The organism is Microcystis sp. M079S1 (genome assembly GCF_020246425.1).
In the GTDB taxonomy this organism is placed as follows: domain Bacteria; phylum Cyanobacteriota; class Cyanobacteriia; order Cyanobacteriales; family Microcystaceae; genus Microcystis; species Microcystis aeruginosa.
Genome location: NZ_JADBSZ010000037.1, coordinates 1 through 14,124 on the forward strand (window position 1 = coordinate 1; position 14,124 = coordinate 14,124).

Genomic DNA, 14,124 nt, shown 5'->3' on the forward strand with positions numbered 1-14,124 from the left:
AAATCCTTATCTGGCAAAAGACTTAATTGATTAGTTCGCTCTAGAGCAAAAACAATTGACAAAAATCGCTAAATGCCTTTCTATATAAGGGTTACATCCCTTATAACCCCCGTCCATTGCATAACACAAACCGAAGAGCCAAAGTAGGTTTGGGTGTCTAATAGGTCAATAACCTCATCTGGACTAGCATGAGAACGAGCAGGTTGACAAAACCAATCTTGTTGATCTTCAGCAAAGATGCGCTTAAGCAGATCAGGTGTCATGGGTACTAAGTCTTCCCCTGCTCGCATTAGATAAGCACCTTCAAAGGCGATAGGTTGTCCTGTGGGACGGGTTGGCACTTCAAAAACCAAGACACGACCATCAGGGTGGGCCAATTCGGTGATTTCCACGCGCAAGCGAAGTTTTTGAACGATTAGCGATTTAATGCTGTTAATTTCTTCGGGTGTAGGAAAGGCTTGTGAACCAACAATTTTACGGGGACGTTTATCGGTAACACCTAAGATAAAATGGCCACCTCCTTCATTAGCAAGGGCGACGCAATATTTTAACATTTTGATTGTATCAAATTGATTTTTAGCCTGTTTAAATTCTAGTCGCTCATTTTCCACTGGAGCATTTAACCAACCTTCTAGGGTCTCTAGGTTTATCATGCAGTAATCTCCTTCTGGGTGGGAATTTCCGTTTGGGGGGGAACAGTGCAGGTTATACTGATTCCTAAGATGAGAGCAGCTCTATTTTCTCGCAAATTCTGTTCTTATGCTATTTGTCCTCTACTAAGAAGAAAAATCAATGGTTATTATCGAGATTACCAATGTGGAAGAAATATTGAGCGCAAAAATTGGCTCTTTCGCCGCTAAAATCGTCCAAGCTCTAGCAGATGATGAAGGGAAAGTGGAAGAGGTTCTCATCAAAGAATTACAGGCTAATTTTCAGGAAAGGGGCATTAAAGCTAATCTGTTTAGCGTCACTGGGTTAGATATGCTCGGCAATGGCAGGCTAGAAGTTAACGTTAATGTTCGTTCTGCTAATATGATGTCCTAAGAGAAGATAAAATCGCCAATGGTTGGGTTAAATATACTTAAACCCAACCTTGTCTTGGTGGTTACACAGGGTGAGAAATTACCGTCAAAAGCAATGGCAGCGAAGATCGAGGTTATAATAAACCAACAAAATGTAACGGTCCTTGACCGGTAATTAATTCGATAATAATTGCCAGAAAACCGATCATCGCTAATCGACCATTCCACACCTCGGCTGCCGTTGTCATCCCCCATTCCCAACGTTCCTGGGGATACATTTTCATATTCGCTTTCGGACGGGTAATTTGCTCGAAAGTGGTGGGTTTCTCGTCTAGGGATTTTACCACTAACTGGGAGAGAGATTCGATAAACATCGGGTGAGTGTTAAGAGCCGGTACTCGCTGAAAATGTTCAATTCCCGCTTCTTCCGCCACTTCTCGGTACTCTATATCGATTTCTTGCAGGGTTTCGATGTGTTCCGAGACAAAGCTAATCGGCACGACCAATAAATGCTTAATTCCCTGCTCTCCCAACCCTTTTAAAGCATCTTCAGTATAGGGTTTTAGCCATTCCACCGGACCGACGCGGCTTTGATAGGCTAAAGTGTACTGATTGGGTCGGTTGAGCGTACGCATGATCGCCCTAGTGCATTCTTCAATTTGCCTTTGATAGGGATCTCCCGCTTCCTCCACATAACTTTGGGGGACACCATGGGCGCTAAAAAAGATATGTACTTGGTCAGGATGAGGACACTGCTCTAATTCTCGCGCGATCAGATCGGCCATAGCACTCAGATAAGTGGGATGATCGTACCAAGAAGGGATGAGAGTATATTCCGTCAAACGCAGATAGGGATCATCCTGCCACATTTCCTCCAGCACACGAAAACTGGAACCACTGGTACTGATGGAAAATTGGGGATAAAGGGGAAGAATAACCAATTTTTTGATATGATCCCGTTTAATCCGCTCGATCGCTTCTTCGGTGAAGGGATTCCAATAACGCATCCCGATATAAACGCTCACCTCGCGCCCCATTTCTGCGAGACGTTGTTGCAGTGCCGTGGCCTGTGCTTCCGTAATCTTGAGTAAAGGGGAGCCACCACCAATCTGGCGGTAATTTTCCTGGGATTTACTCGCTCTTAGCGTCGATATTAACCAAGCTAACGGTTTTTGTAATCCTTTGATCGGTAAACGGATGATCTCTGGGTCAGAAAAAAGGTTAAATAGAAAAGGACGCACATCCTCTAACCGCTCTGGCCCACCCAAATTTAATAATAGAACCCCAACGCGACCCATAGTGTTAACAGATAATTTTTAAATTTTCAGATTCTTTACCAAGTTTAACAATATATCGGTGGAACCGTTAAAACAAATTACAGACAATATCGAACTTAATCAAATCTTGGAGGTTGATCTTGGCGACAATTTTACGTCCCCTCAGTTATCAGTATCAATGGCTTTACGATGGTATCTCCCGTCTGGCTGCCCTAGCGGTGGGTGGGGAGATCCGTTTTCGGCAATTGGCCCTAGAAGGTTTAAAAATCGCTAAAAATGACCCTATCCTCGATCTCTGTTGTGGTGCGGGTCAAACCACCCGTTATTTAGTCCCCCTATCCGATCGCTGTACCGGTTTAGATGTCTCTCCCCGGGCCCTGGAGCGAGCTAGTTTAGCGGTGCCGCAAGCGCATTATGTGGAGGGATTAGCCGAAAAAATGCCCTTTAATGCCGGAGAATTCGCCCTTGTTCACACTAGCGCCGCTCTCCACGAAATGGAACCGGAGCAGTTAGAGGAAATCCTTAAAGAAGTGTATCGAGTTCTCAGACCGGGGGGAATTTTTGCCCTCGTGGATTTTCATCGACCCACTAACCCGCTTTTTTGGCCTTCTTTGGCCCTATTTTTGCAATTATTTGAAACCCATACCGCTTGGCAGTTTATCGATAGGGATCTGATCCAATCTTTACAGGCGCTCGGTTTTCGTGATTGTCAACAAAAATTATACGCTGGTGGCAGTTTACAGGTGATTCAAGCGGCCAAGTGAAGGGATCGGCCAGGCAAGATTTTCAGAGGCAGTCGGTCATTTATACTAAGTAGGGAAGCTGAGTTCGATCGACTCGGTGCCAGTTATTTTTGAGAAGTAATGACTAGAGCAAAAATTCTACAACCCGATTTAATTTTAGGGGATACGATTCTCGGTCTCAGTCTGGAGATTTTGAGTCAGCATCAGATTAAGGGATTGATTCTCGATGTGGATGATACCCTTGTTCCCCTCCAGGAAACGACGGTTTCTGACGATTTACAGCGTTGGGTCGATTCCTTGCGTCTTTATCTACCGATTTGGTTGGTAAGCAATAATCTTAGCGAAAATCGTATCGGTGCGATCGCTGATAATTTACAACTTCCCTACCTTCTCGGTGCGGTGAAACCCTCTCGACGCAAACTCCGGCAAGCGATGGCAGCCATGAGTCTCCCCCCCCAACAAATTGCTATGGTTGGCGATCGCTTGTTTACCGATGTTTTAGCGGGAAATCGTCTGGGAATGTTTACCATTCTGGTGAAACCAATGGTAAATCCCTTGACGGGGGGGGCAGCTTATCCAATCCACGATTTTGAGGTGTGGATATCACAAATTTTCGGCGTTTCCCTCCATCCGCAGCATTACTTAATAAAACCTGACCAATCCTCACAAAAGTAAATATTAAAAAATAATTAAGTATAGAGGAAAGGAGGGAAAAGTAGAAAATACTATAGATAATTTGAAATGAGGTCAGCCGAGATAAAGACCTTAAATATAACAAGGTCAATAGATGGACGGTGCCAGTTTTTGCCGATATACGCCAAAAGCTGGCACTACTGTTTTAACGAAAACTTCCTGCTATAATTTGGCCAGATTGTGAGATAATAGGGAACGATTTTTTAGCTAATTCTCCCTGGCTTCACTCTATATATGAATCGAGATTCTTCCCTGCTATCATCCTCCTCGGTTGCGGAATTCAAGCGCAATTCCTTTGATTTGGAGTCACACCTACAAAACTTTTTACAATTAGACCAAGAAATTCTACAAGCAAAATTAGCGATAGCTAAAGATTCCTTAGCGGCCTTAGCCCATCAAGAATTTTCTTGGACAAATCCAGATTATTTCTATCAGGAACAAGTCAAAGAAAACTATTTATTTGAATTATCTGCTTGGCATTTATCCAGTCAAGAATATATCGGGGAAACCCTGAGATTAATTGACGATCACGGTAGCGGAAAAGTCTTAGATTTTGGTGGCGGAATCGGTACTCATGCCCTAGCTGCCGCAATGAATTCTGGGGTTGAACAGGTGATCTATTGCGATCTTAATCCCCTACATCATGAATTTGTTCGCTTTCGTGCCGAGCAATTAAATCTCGATACTAATAAGCTCTCATTCTATACGGAAATTCCCGAACGGCTAAAATTTGACACGATTATCTGTTTGGATGTCATCGAGCATTTGCCCTCACCTACAGTCCAACTTAAAAAGTTTTATGACTGGTTAAACCCAGGAGGAAAGCTAATTATTAACTGGTATTTTTTCAAAGGATTTAATCAAGAATATCCCTTTCATCTCGACGATCCCAAAATTATTGAGAGCTTTTTTCAAACCCTACAAAAAGATTTCCTAGAGATTTTTCATCCCTATCACATTACCGTGCGCTGTTATCGAAAAAATCAATAATTGCCGGAAGAAGATCAAACCAGAGGATGATAGAAAAGTTAGAATTACCCTTGCAACTATGACCCTAGATATTATCCCCGAAGGCGAAGAACGCAAAGTGGAAGCTGTCAGTAGTGCCGCCATTGATGGTGCGCCGATCGCCTATATTGTCGTCTTAGCCGCCATTGTCACTACCCTTTCTTTTATTCCCTTCTCCATTGTCCTCGCTTCCGGCGGTAGTATGCCCCTCAGTCAAGCGGTTTTTCCCCTCTTGGGTTGGTTACTCGGCCCGATCGCTGGAGCGATCGCTAGTGGCATCGGGTCCTTAATTGGGGCTTTCCTTGCCCCCTACACGGCAGGAATTCCCGCTATTTCAGTCTTTGGGGCAATTATAGCCAGTTTTGTGGCGGGAACGATGGTTTTAGGCAAAAAACGCCGTTATTGGTGGTTAGGATTAACGTTAATTTTTCTGATTCCCCTGTTTATCTACGCTAACCGGGCGATCGGACTGAACGGCATTTCGCCACGAATCTTTATCGCCGGGGCTTTCGTCGATTGGTCAGCTTTGGTATTATTTATCCTACCAACCCGGACTCTTTTTACCCATTGGATCAAAGGTAGCAATTTGGCCCTAGTAGCGGCGGGAATTTTTGGGGGTACCTGGACCGCCAGCGGCCTCTCCCATTTAGGGGTCGTCGCCATTACCTACTCGATTTTTAACTGGCCCGAAGAAGTCTGGATCGCTTTAATTCCGATCATTCCTGTAGAAAATCTGATTCGTTCCTTCGTCGGTATGGTGATCGGTTGTGGTGTGATTGCCGGTTTACGGGCGATCGGTCTGGTTAAATCACGGGAGGCGATCTACTAGGTAGGAGCTGCTGAAAAAGTTTTTCCTGGGGACAGGGTGTGGGGTGTGGGGTGTGGGGTGTAGGGGCGGACGCAAGGGCAAGAATTCCTGCATTGCGTCCAACCCCCCACCGAAAAAAAAAGAGAACTAGCGTTTTAGCCAACTCATCATCGCCCGCAGATCTTGACCGACTTCTTCGATCGAATGTTCTGCCTCTTGACGACGCATCGCAGTGAACCCCGGTTTACCTGCTTGATTTTCGAGGACAAACTCTCTGGCGAATTGTCCCGATTGAATTTCCCCGAGGATTTTCCGCATTTCGGCCTTAGTCGCTTCCGTCACCACCCGCGGACCGCGAGTATAGTCACCGTACTCGGCTGTATTGGAAATACTATCGCGCATTTTGGCCAAACCGCCCTCGACGATCAGATCGACGATCAGTTTTACCTCGTGTAAACACTCAAAATAGGCTAATTCGGGCTGATAACCAGCTTCCACGAGGGTTTCAAAGCCAGCTTTAATTAAAGCGCTTAAACCGCCGCATAATACTGCCTGTTCCCCAAAAAGGTCGGTTTCTGTCTCTTCGCGGAAAGTGGTTTCCAAAACCCCGGCCCGAGTGCCACCGATACCTTTAGCGTAGGCCATCGCCCGATCGCGCGCTTGGCCAGTAGCATCTTGATAGACGGCGAATAAACAGGGGACCCCTTGACCTTGTTCGTAGGTGCGACGGACGAGATGGCCGGGTCCTTTGGGGGCAACCATAACCACATCGACGTTAGCCGGGGGAACCACTTGACCGAAATGAATATTAAAGCCGTGGGCAAAAGATAACACCTTGCCTTCGCTTAAATTCGGGGCAATTTCGTTGAGATAAATCGTTTTCTGCACTTCATCCGGTAAGAGGATCATGATCCAGTCGGCAATTTTAGCGGCTTCGGCCACATCATAAACCGGAATACCGGCTTCTTTGGCTTTGATTGCCGATTTACTGCCGGGATATAGACCAACAATCACATTAACGCCACTATCCTTGAGATTTAATGCGTGGGCATGACCCTGGGAACCATAACCAATAATAGCGATCGTTTTTCCCGCTAATAAATCTAAATTGGCATCCTCATCATAGTACATTCGTGCCATCGAACTCGCTCCTTAACTTCTTTTGTCACTGTGCAAACTCCTAATTATACGGGAAAATCACGCCCGTCAGAAGCATTTGATCGCCGGTTTCCTGAAGTCACGAAAAAATAGTGTCTAGAAAAAATGAACTAGGCTAATCCGCTTCGCGCTTGATTAGCTTTGGAAACGCTAATCTCACAGATTTTGTGCTTTTGACGCTTCCTTTGGCAGACTTACCGTTTGAGTCCTGACGGCTCGACTAGGCAGCGGTTTTACCATCCACGTCTGACGACGCTAGTTCCTAACACCGGGGCTAAATATTTAGTTTTAGCCAAAAATATCTAAGGGGACAAAACCTAATTGACCAATTGTCAATAGAGTTTTCAATGCGCTCACCCTGAGACTTTCTTGAGTATTTATATTTAGTGAATTGTTCGGCTTTTTCTGTCTTTTCCTTTGTCTTTTTCCACCTGCGGAATTTGGGTTGTATTGATTCGGACAATACCCGATGAGCCTTTTTCTGTTAAATCTTGAGGAGTCGTGCGTTTCATTTTTGAATTGGCGTTGTTTTACTCCCTGATGGAAAAAGTCCTGAGCAGTTGAGGCAGCATTGACTTGAGCGATCGCATTTAAAGGCAAAGACTGAACAGGCCGAATGTTTTAGGTTTACCTTGAGTTTATTGCTGTAATTCTTTCAACAAATCTAAGACTTTTTGAGCTTGTGCTGTGTCACCCTGTTGCTCATATAAATTGGCTGCTTTTTCCAAGTCGGTGATCGCTTTTTGACGGTTTCCTGACATTCCATAGACAAGCCCTCGCAGGTTGTAAGCATCAGCATAGTTAGGATCGAGGCGAATTGCTTGGGTGTAGTCGGCGATCGCTTTTTGATATTCTTTTAATTGACCATAGGCATTACCTCGAAAAAGATAAGCACTAGCATCGTTAGGATTGAGACGTATCGCCAGGTTAAATTGTGCCAGCGATTGCACAAAATTTCCTTTTTTCCATTCCTCTATTCCATAATTAAAAAACAACTCGGCAAAGGCTAGTTTAGAATTAGGATTTGATCGAATGCTATCGATCAAATCCTGAGTTACTTTGATTAAATCTATGGTTGTCTGGTATGCTTCTGTATCTCCCTGTTTTTGAAGTAATTCTGCCGCTTTTCGTAGCTCTGTGATCTGATTTTCTAAATCTCCTAAACGCTTATATGCCATTGCCCTGCCCATGTAAGCTTGAGCATAGTCGGGTTTGAGTTGAATCGCTTGGCTAAAATCGACAATTGCACCATCAAAATCTGCTTTGTCATATTTATCCATCGCCTGAACAAAAAAATCCTTAGCATTCCTTCCATTGGAAAAATATTGAGCGAGCGCGTTAGTAGTGGAGATACTTTGTTGAGGTGTTCTTAATTTATTCTGAGCAATTTCTCGGCCACTAATTGCTTGAGTGAAATTAGGATTAAGTCGTATTGCTTGATCATAATCGGCGATCGCTTTTTGAGAATCTCCTAATTTATCATACAAAGTTGCTCGGTTATAGTAAGCTACTGCTGAATTGGGATTAAAGCGAATAAATTGGTTATAATCAGCCCGGGCTTTGTCATATTGCTGTAAACGACTATAGGCAATTCCTCTGTTGCCATAAGCTTGAGCATAGTTAGGATTAAGACGAATGGCTTCATTAAAACTATTAATGGCAGCCTCTAGATCACCTTGTTGTAATCTTTTTACTCCCTGATTGAAAAAGTCCAGAGCAGTTGAGGCAGCATTGACTTGAGCGATCGCATTTAAAGGTAAAGATTGAACGGGCCGAGGGAGAGAAAGGAAGCCTAAACCGAGACAGAGGGTAATTAAGATAGAGAAAGGACGGAGAAACATGATTGATTTTCCCTAGCAATGTTTTAGGTTGACGTTGAGTTTATTTTTGTATTATTTTAATAACTTCTAAGATTTCTTGAACTTTTGTCTTGAGGAGTCCTGCGTTTCATTTTTGAATTGGCGGGCCGTGAAAATGCCTCTTAGCTTAAAACCCGATGCCCGACCCCCGACACCCTGCCCCCACGAAAAACTTTTTGCCGCAACCCCTAACTAGGGAAAGCTGACTTGATCTAGTGGAGCAGAAAAAAAAAGGGGGGGGTAATGGCCAATTTTTAGCTTGGACTTGGTTCTTTCACCAAAATTGAGTACAATGTCACTATCAATAGGCACTTCCTCTCCTCTCACCCACTCGAGATTAACCTCGCTCTGAACAAAGATAATCGGGTTAGCGAGTACAGGAATAGCCTCTCTCCTCCTCGATTTTCACCTTTTCTGGGTAATTTACCCAGTCAGGAGCGTTTATAGACTGATTTACTGCCTTGATCGACCCTAGATAAAATCAGGTCAAAAGATTATTGGCTTTGTTGATCACCAATCCCCTTAGAGCTGCCCAGGAAAATCTATGGTAAGTTTTTTTAAAAAGCTATTGACAAAAAAAAATCAAGGTGTTGGGTTAGAGATCACACCGGAGCGTATTAACATAGCTCAGATCGCCAAACAGGGACAAAATTATAAATTAGTTAAATGTTGTTCGTCGGATATCCCGGAAGGCATCTTTGAGGAGGGAAAAATCGTCGATTCCCCCGCTTTAGCGGGATTAATCCAAGAAGTCCTCAAGGAAAATAAAATTAACAGCAAACGAGTCGCTACTGGTGTGCCGATGCGCGAGTCAATTATCCGGATTATCCCCATTCCCTCGGAATTGGACGATCAGGAATTGCGCGATCTGGTCTTAAATCATGAGGCTAGTTTATACCTTCCCTATCCTCGCGAGGAAGTGGATCTCGACTACCAAAAACTGGGCTACTTTCAGGATGAAGACGGTATCGAAAAAGTGCAGGTTTTGCTGGTAGCCACTCGTCGGGAGATTACCGATGCCTATATGGAAACCTTCCAACAGGCAGGATTACAGGTAGATGTGCTAGAAATTAATAGTTTTGCCCTAATTCGGACGATTCGCGAGTATTTGCGACAGTTTAGTTCCAATGAAGCCGCCGTTATTGTTGATATAGAATTTGATAACACGGAAATTGCCATCGTGGTTGACGGGGTTCCCCAATTTTCCCGCACTGTCCCCATCGGCACTTTCCAGCTACAAAATGCCCTCTCCAGGGCGATGAATTTGCCCACCTCCCGCAGTCCTGAGATTCTTTTGGGGATGACAATCCCGATTACTGCCTTTGATAGTCTGAGCACCAATACCGGCACTTCCAGAGCTCCTACTAACCCCGGGATGACGGCACTGATGCGGGTTTTAGGGGAATTAACCGATGAATTGCGGCGATCAATTAATTTCTATCTTAACCAAAGTGATGAACTGGAAATCGTCCAGTTACTTTTAGCAGGTCCCGGGGGGGGTTTAGCGCAACTAGACGAATATTTTACTCAACGTCTCAGCGTCCCCACCATGGCAATCGATCCAATCGCATCACTGAATTTAGATACAACTCAAGAGATTCCTAATACCGAAAAACCGGGATTAGGAACAGTTCTCGGTTTAGGGTTACGGGGGATATAGACAAAAATTATGTATAGTCTTGACGTTAATTTTCTTAAGGATCGCCATCTTAACCAAACGGGCAAAGGAACCCCCGCGGCCAAGATTTCCACCACTATTAACCTGCGTAAACAAACGCCCCTGTTGATCGGTGTGGGAGTGGGGGCCGGATTATTGGCACTGACCGGATTACTCGGTTTAATCGTCGGTTTGCAAACCAGCGAAACTCAGGCCAAAATTCAGCAACTGGACGGGGAATTAGGTCAACTGCAAGCCCAAAGTAAAAAGCTAAAAGACCTGAGAGCGCAATTAACGGCGTTAGAAGGAGAAAATAAATCTCTGGTAACTGTATTCAATCATATTAGGCCTTGGTCAGCCATTCTTCAAGAAATTCGCCAGCAAACTCCCCCTAGTGTCCAGCTAACCAGTGTGCAGCAGGTGGAGGTTCCCGCTGCCCCGAATCAAGGGCAACCGAATCCAGCTACTCGCTTAAAAATCAGTGGTTTTGCCAGTAATTACGAAGCAGTCAATGATTATCTCTTAACCCTGCAAGCTTCTCCTTTTTTAGAGGGCAAGAAAACCGCGATCGAAAGTGCTGCCCTGGCCGATTTACCCGTAGAGGTGGACAATCAGTACAAAAATATTAATGTTACTTTCCCCCAAGCGGTTCAATTTGTGATCACCGCCCAATTAAGTGATACCCCCGCTACTGAACAACTGCTCAATCTTACCCGGAATGGAGCACTCGGAGTTGTCACTAGGATTAATACTCTCAAACGCCAAGGAGCCATTCAACCATGACCTTTACCGAAGAATTTGAAGATCGGGAATTAGAGGAATTTGACCAGTATCCCACCGCTTTCGGGATAACTTTTACTCCCCGCAATAGTGGCATCGCTGCCGCTGTGCTAGGTTTACTTGGCTCTTTCTATCTGCTTTTTAACTGGGTGATGCCCGCTTATAATACCTTGCAACAGTTGCAAAACGATGCAGCCAACAAACAACAACAGGTAGATCAACAAAAAAGCGGTCTCAGACCCGCAGAATTCCAAAAAATTGAGAGTCAGTTGCCCCAAAAAAAAGCTATTAAACAGCAAATACTCTCGCTTTTTGCGAAAGAAAAAGACTTAAGCACTATTCTCTTAGATATTAGTAATATCTTTAAGTCTCGCAATGTTAAGCTGATTAGTTTCCAACCCCAACGACTAGAACCGGTGGTGGTCTCCGATGGTTCCCTCGGTAGCGCAGTTAATAATAAGCTCAAACGTCAAACTCTTAACGTCAAGATCGAAGGGAACTATGCTAACACTCAAGAGGTTATTCGGGATTTAGAAAGATTACAGCCGCTCATTTTGCTAAACAGTCTCAATACCCAAGTGGATAAGGAAGGATCGACGGTTAAAGTGGTTAGTACCGGCAACAATAAAGCCACTATCGATACCCAAGGCGATAAACCCGTGACCACGACTTTTATTCTCGATGTAATTATTCCTCTCAGTGCTGAAGAATTGGCGAAATTAGCACCGCCACCCCCCGCCGAAGGTCAACCCCCCGCTAGTCCGCCCCAATAATAGTCTTCAATCCGGTGTGAGTATTGCGTTTTTTGTCCGTTGAATCCCGTAATCGTTGAGGAGTGAATAAAGTGAATCCGTCCCGCTATGCCCTGTTTATCCCCCAAATTGCCTCGTTTTTATTGATGGCTCCCCTGAGCGTCTTGGCCGAAACCCCCATTTCCTTCCATGGTTCAGAGTTAAAATCCAATACATCAAAAATTGAATTTTCGCAAGGGCTTAGTAAAGAAACTTTACAAAAATCGCCAAATCAGCTTGTCCCTTCCAGCGCGGCCGTACAAAAGGAAATCAGCGATCGCATTTTAGCCAGTGAAAAACTGCTCGCCCAAAGTGCGCCCATGGTTCCCAACCCCGAAATTATCATTCAAGGCGTACCCCAAGCCCCAGGCGCTCCCACCCTACCGCGGGCCGTCGCCCCACCGGTGGGAGACATTGCCATCTCTAACATCGATGCTAGTGCCGAAAAGGTCAAATTCGATCGTAATATGACTGTACCTCGTGTTTTACTCCGGGAAGCTTCCGCTAGAGAAGTGTTAATGACCCTTGCTAACTATGCCGGTTATAACGTCGTTTTCACCAGCGCGCAGGGGGAAGCTAACGCCACCTCTCAGACAGTTTCCTTAGAATTTACTAACGAATCGGTGGAAAACATTTTTAACGCCGTGTTGTTAATTTCCGGATTACAGGCCAACCGTCAGGGTAAAACCATCTTTGTCGGGGCGCAATTACCCCAAGGGGCTCGTAATTTGATTAGCCGCACCCTGCGTCTCAATCAAGTTAAAGCTGTCGCCGCCGCCATTTTCCTCGCCACCCAAGGGGCAGAATACCAGCGTTTAGTTACCCAAACCGAGGATATCGTCGATCCCCTCACCGGACGGGTGACTGGTCGCCGGGATACTCCTCCCACCCTAGAGCCACTGGCCCCCCAAAACACAGAAGGCTCAAAAGCTGCCTTACTTTTAACTGGTTTAAGAATCGCCGCCGATGATCGCCTTAATTCTATTAATTTAATCGGCGAACCCCGCCAAGTCCAGATCGCCACATCTTTATTAACCCAACTGGATGCCCGTCGCCGTCAGGTAGTGGTCAATGTCAAAGTTATTGATGTGAACCTGCTCAATACCGACAGTTTTAGCAGTAGTTTTTCCTTTGGGTTTAATGATGGTTTCTTTGTTCAAGATAACGGGGCGGCAGTGCTGAACTTTGGTAATATGAACCCACCCAGTAGCTCAACTGTATCCAAACCAGGGGCTTTTGCACAGCCTGTTGTGCCGATTTTTAATATCATATCGGGTACGGGGACAGCAGAAATTCAACCTTTTTTTGACATTCAGAATGGCGCTCCTTTTGGCCGTGTTAACCAGGGACCCAATGACTTTTCAGGGGGTCTAACACCCTACTCGCGCCCTAGTTTTGGTCGCACTGTTAACCCCTTTCAACCCGGTTTGAGTGATATTAATATTGACCCAGAGACGGGAATAATAGAGTATGAATACGAACCCCCGACCCTATTCCAGTATCCCCAAAAATTCCTGATGACCCTGCAAGCCTCAATTCAGACAGGAAATGCCAAGATTCTCACCGATCCCTCCCTGGTGGTGCAGGAAGGTCAACAGGCCACCGTTAAGCTGACCTCTAAAGTGCTAGAAAGTGTGGAGACAAGTGTAGATCCTCTCAGTGGTGTACGCACCACTGTCCCTGTACTGGCCGATGCTGGGTTAACTTTAGCGGTAAACATCGATCAGGTGGATGATAACGGCTTTATTTCCCTGTCGGTTAGCCCTACCATTGCCTCTCCAGGGACTCCAATTCAATTTGATAGCGGTGGTCTCACAATCAACACCCTTACCCCTCTGACTCGTCGGGAATTAACTTCTGGTTTAGTTCGTCTCCGGGATGGACAGAGTTTAATTCTTTCCGGGATTATCCAAGAAACACAACAAAGTTCTGAGAATAAAGTGCCGATTTTAGGGGATATTCCCATTTTAGGGGCTTTATTCCGCAGTCGGAACAATCAGAATAGTCGCAGTGAGGTGATTATTCTCCTCACTCCCAAAATCATCGAAGATGCGGCCACCTCTACCCTCGGCATCAACTATCAACCGGGACAAGATGCGGCGGAAATGCTTCAGCGTCAAGGTTTCCCCGTACAACCGCGACAGTAATCAGTAATCAGTAATCAGTAATCAGTAATCAGTTATTATTTGGCTCTTCGTTACCCTTTATGCTAAATCAACATACAAGATGCCAAGATAACATACTTCTAACCCAAAAATTCCGAAAGTTTCTAAAGCCATAGCCTCTCCGTTTTATTAGTTTAAGTTTATTGTTGATTCCCTCGACCAC

The 14,124-nt window shown here is 45.0% G+C and carries 14 protein-coding genes and 1 pseudogene; 9 read left to right on the forward strand and 6 right to left on the reverse strand.

Annotation, left to right across the window (positions count from 1 at the left end; genetic code table 11):
• Positions 1 to 272 precede the first annotated feature (272 nt).
• Positions 273 to 653: pseudogene (locus IM456_RS02115) on the reverse strand (AlbA family DNA-binding domain-containing protein); the annotation flags it as partial.
• A 139-nt stretch (positions 654 to 792) separates the two neighbouring features.
• Between IM456_RS02115 and IM456_RS02120 the strand changes: the two are divergent.
• Positions 793 to 1,044: a DUF8653 family protein gene (locus tag IM456_RS02120; RefSeq protein ID WP_002739055.1), complete on the forward strand. Its 252-nt coding sequence runs from the start codon at positions 793 to 795 to the stop codon at positions 1,042 to 1,044.
• Positions 1,045 to 1,156: 112 nt separating this feature from the next.
• Here IM456_RS02120 and hemH read toward each other — a convergent pair whose 3' ends face one another.
• Positions 1,157 to 2,320, reverse strand: a complete 1,164-nt coding sequence (hemH, locus tag IM456_RS02125; RefSeq protein WP_149987781.1) for a ferrochelatase — start codon at positions 2,318 to 2,320, stop codon at positions 1,157 to 1,159.
• Between the two features lie 119 nt (positions 2,321 to 2,439).
• Between hemH and IM456_RS02130 the strand changes: the two genes are divergently transcribed.
• The 4 genes from IM456_RS02130 (at position 2,440) to IM456_RS02145 (ending at position 5,572) form a co-directional block, all read left to right on the forward strand.
• Positions 2,440 to 3,063 (forward strand): class I SAM-dependent methyltransferase, encoded by a 624-nt coding sequence (locus tag IM456_RS02130; RefSeq protein ID WP_149987782.1) that lies wholly within the window; start codon positions 2,440 to 2,442, stop codon positions 3,061 to 3,063.
• 99 nt (positions 3,064 to 3,162) lie between these two features.
• Positions 3,163 to 3,717: a YqeG family HAD IIIA-type phosphatase gene (locus IM456_RS02135; protein WP_149987783.1), complete on the forward strand. Its 555-nt coding sequence runs from the start codon at positions 3,163 to 3,165 to the stop codon at positions 3,715 to 3,717.
• Between the two features lie 252 nt (positions 3,718 to 3,969).
• Entirely contained in the window at positions 3,970 to 4,725 is a 756-nt protein-coding gene (locus IM456_RS02140) for a class I SAM-dependent methyltransferase (protein ID WP_004163482.1), read from the forward strand.
• Between the two features lie 58 nt (positions 4,726 to 4,783).
• Positions 4,784 to 5,572 carry an ECF transporter S component gene (locus tag IM456_RS02145; protein ID WP_004163481.1) on the forward strand — a complete coding sequence of 263 codons (789 nt, stop codon included), beginning with the start codon at positions 4,784 to 4,786 and terminating at the stop codon, positions 5,570 to 5,572.
• Positions 5,573 to 5,698: 126 nt separating this feature from the next.
• On the opposite strand, the gene ilvC is transcribed toward IM456_RS02145, so the two are convergent.
• The 3 genes from ilvC to IM456_RS02160 form a co-directional block, all read right to left on the reverse strand.
• On the reverse strand, positions 5,699 to 6,691 hold the full coding sequence (gene ilvC / locus IM456_RS02150) for a ketol-acid reductoisomerase (protein WP_149987785.1): 993 nt from the start codon (positions 6,689 to 6,691) through the stop codon (positions 5,699 to 5,701).
• A 401-nt stretch (positions 6,692 to 7,092) separates the two neighbouring features.
• The gene (locus IM456_RS02155; RefSeq protein WP_260441226.1) at positions 7,093 to 7,221 is read right to left on the reverse strand and encodes a hypothetical protein; all 129 of its coding nucleotides are present in this window, start codon (positions 7,219 to 7,221) and stop codon (positions 7,093 to 7,095) included.
• Positions 7,222 to 7,347: 126 nt separating this feature from the next.
• Positions 7,348 to 8,550 carry a tetratricopeptide repeat protein gene (locus tag IM456_RS02160; protein WP_287693874.1) on the reverse strand — a complete coding sequence of 401 codons (1,203 nt, stop codon included), beginning with the start codon at positions 8,548 to 8,550 and terminating at the stop codon, positions 7,348 to 7,350.
• A 562-nt stretch (positions 8,551 to 9,112) separates the two neighbouring features.
• Here IM456_RS02160 and pilM point away from each other — a divergent pair.
• The 4 genes from pilM to IM456_RS02180 all read left to right on the forward strand — a co-directional run bounded on the left by pilM (position 9,113) and on the right by IM456_RS02180 (position 13,943).
• The gene (gene pilM / locus IM456_RS02165) at positions 9,113 to 10,228 is read left to right on the forward strand and encodes a type IV pilus assembly protein PilM (protein WP_149987787.1); all 1,116 of its coding nucleotides are present in this window, start codon (positions 9,113 to 9,115) and stop codon (positions 10,226 to 10,228) included.
• Positions 10,229 to 10,237: 9 nt separating this feature from the next.
• Entirely contained in the window at positions 10,238 to 11,008 is a 771-nt protein-coding gene (locus IM456_RS02170) for a PilN domain-containing protein (RefSeq protein WP_149987788.1), read from the forward strand.
• Positions 11,005 to 11,778, forward strand: a complete 774-nt coding sequence (locus IM456_RS02175) for a pilus assembly protein (RefSeq protein WP_287693878.1) — start codon at positions 11,005 to 11,007, stop codon at positions 11,776 to 11,778. Before IM456_RS02170 ends, IM456_RS02175 begins: the two co-directional genes overlap by 4 nt.
• 71 nt (positions 11,779 to 11,849) lie before the next feature.
• The gene (locus IM456_RS02180; RefSeq protein ID WP_287693880.1) at positions 11,850 to 13,943 is read left to right on the forward strand and encodes a secretin GspD/PilQ domain-containing protein; all 2,094 of its coding nucleotides are present in this window, start codon (positions 11,850 to 11,852) and stop codon (positions 13,941 to 13,943) included.
• A 67-nt stretch (positions 13,944 to 14,010) separates the two neighbouring features.
• On the opposite strand, the gene IM456_RS02185 is transcribed toward IM456_RS02180, so the two are convergent.
• On the reverse strand, positions 14,011 to 14,124 hold a 114-nt coding region (locus IM456_RS02185; protein ID WP_130758671.1), incomplete at its 5' end, for a transposase.

Excerpts from the sequence above, each read along its gene's own strand:
- IM456_RS02120 (WP_002739055.1), top strand. The coding sequence starts at position 793 with ATGGTTATTATCGAGATTACCAATGTGGAAGAAATATTGAGCGCAAAA.
- hemH (WP_149987781.1), bottom strand. The coding sequence starts at position 2,320 with ATGGGTCGCGTTGGGGTTCTATTATTAAATTTGGGTGGGCCAGAGCGG.
- IM456_RS02135 (WP_149987783.1), top strand. The coding sequence starts at position 3,163 with ATGACTAGAGCAAAAATTCTACAACCCGATTTAATTTTAGGGGATACG.
- IM456_RS02140 (WP_004163482.1), top strand. The coding sequence starts at position 3,970 with ATGAATCGAGATTCTTCCCTGCTATCATCCTCCTCGGTTGCGGAATTC.
- IM456_RS02145 (WP_004163481.1), top strand. The coding sequence starts at position 4,784 with ATGACCCTAGATATTATCCCCGAAGGCGAAGAACGCAAAGTGGAAGCT.
- ilvC (WP_149987785.1), bottom strand. The coding sequence starts at position 6,691 with ATGGCACGAATGTACTATGATGAGGATGCCAATTTAGATTTATTAGCG.
- IM456_RS02155 (WP_260441226.1), bottom strand. The coding sequence starts at position 7,221 with ATGAAACGCACGACTCCTCAAGATTTAACAGAAAAAGGCTCATCGGGT.
- IM456_RS02160 (WP_287693874.1), bottom strand. The coding sequence starts at position 8,550 with ATGTTTCTCCGTCCTTTCTCTATCTTAATTACCCTCTGTCTCGGTTTA.
- pilM (WP_149987787.1), top strand. The coding sequence starts at position 9,113 with ATGGTAAGTTTTTTTAAAAAGCTATTGACAAAAAAAAATCAAGGTGTT.
- IM456_RS02170 (WP_149987788.1), top strand. The coding sequence starts at position 10,238 with ATGTATAGTCTTGACGTTAATTTTCTTAAGGATCGCCATCTTAACCAA.
- IM456_RS02175 (WP_287693878.1), top strand. The coding sequence starts at position 11,005 with ATGACCTTTACCGAAGAATTTGAAGATCGGGAATTAGAGGAATTTGAC.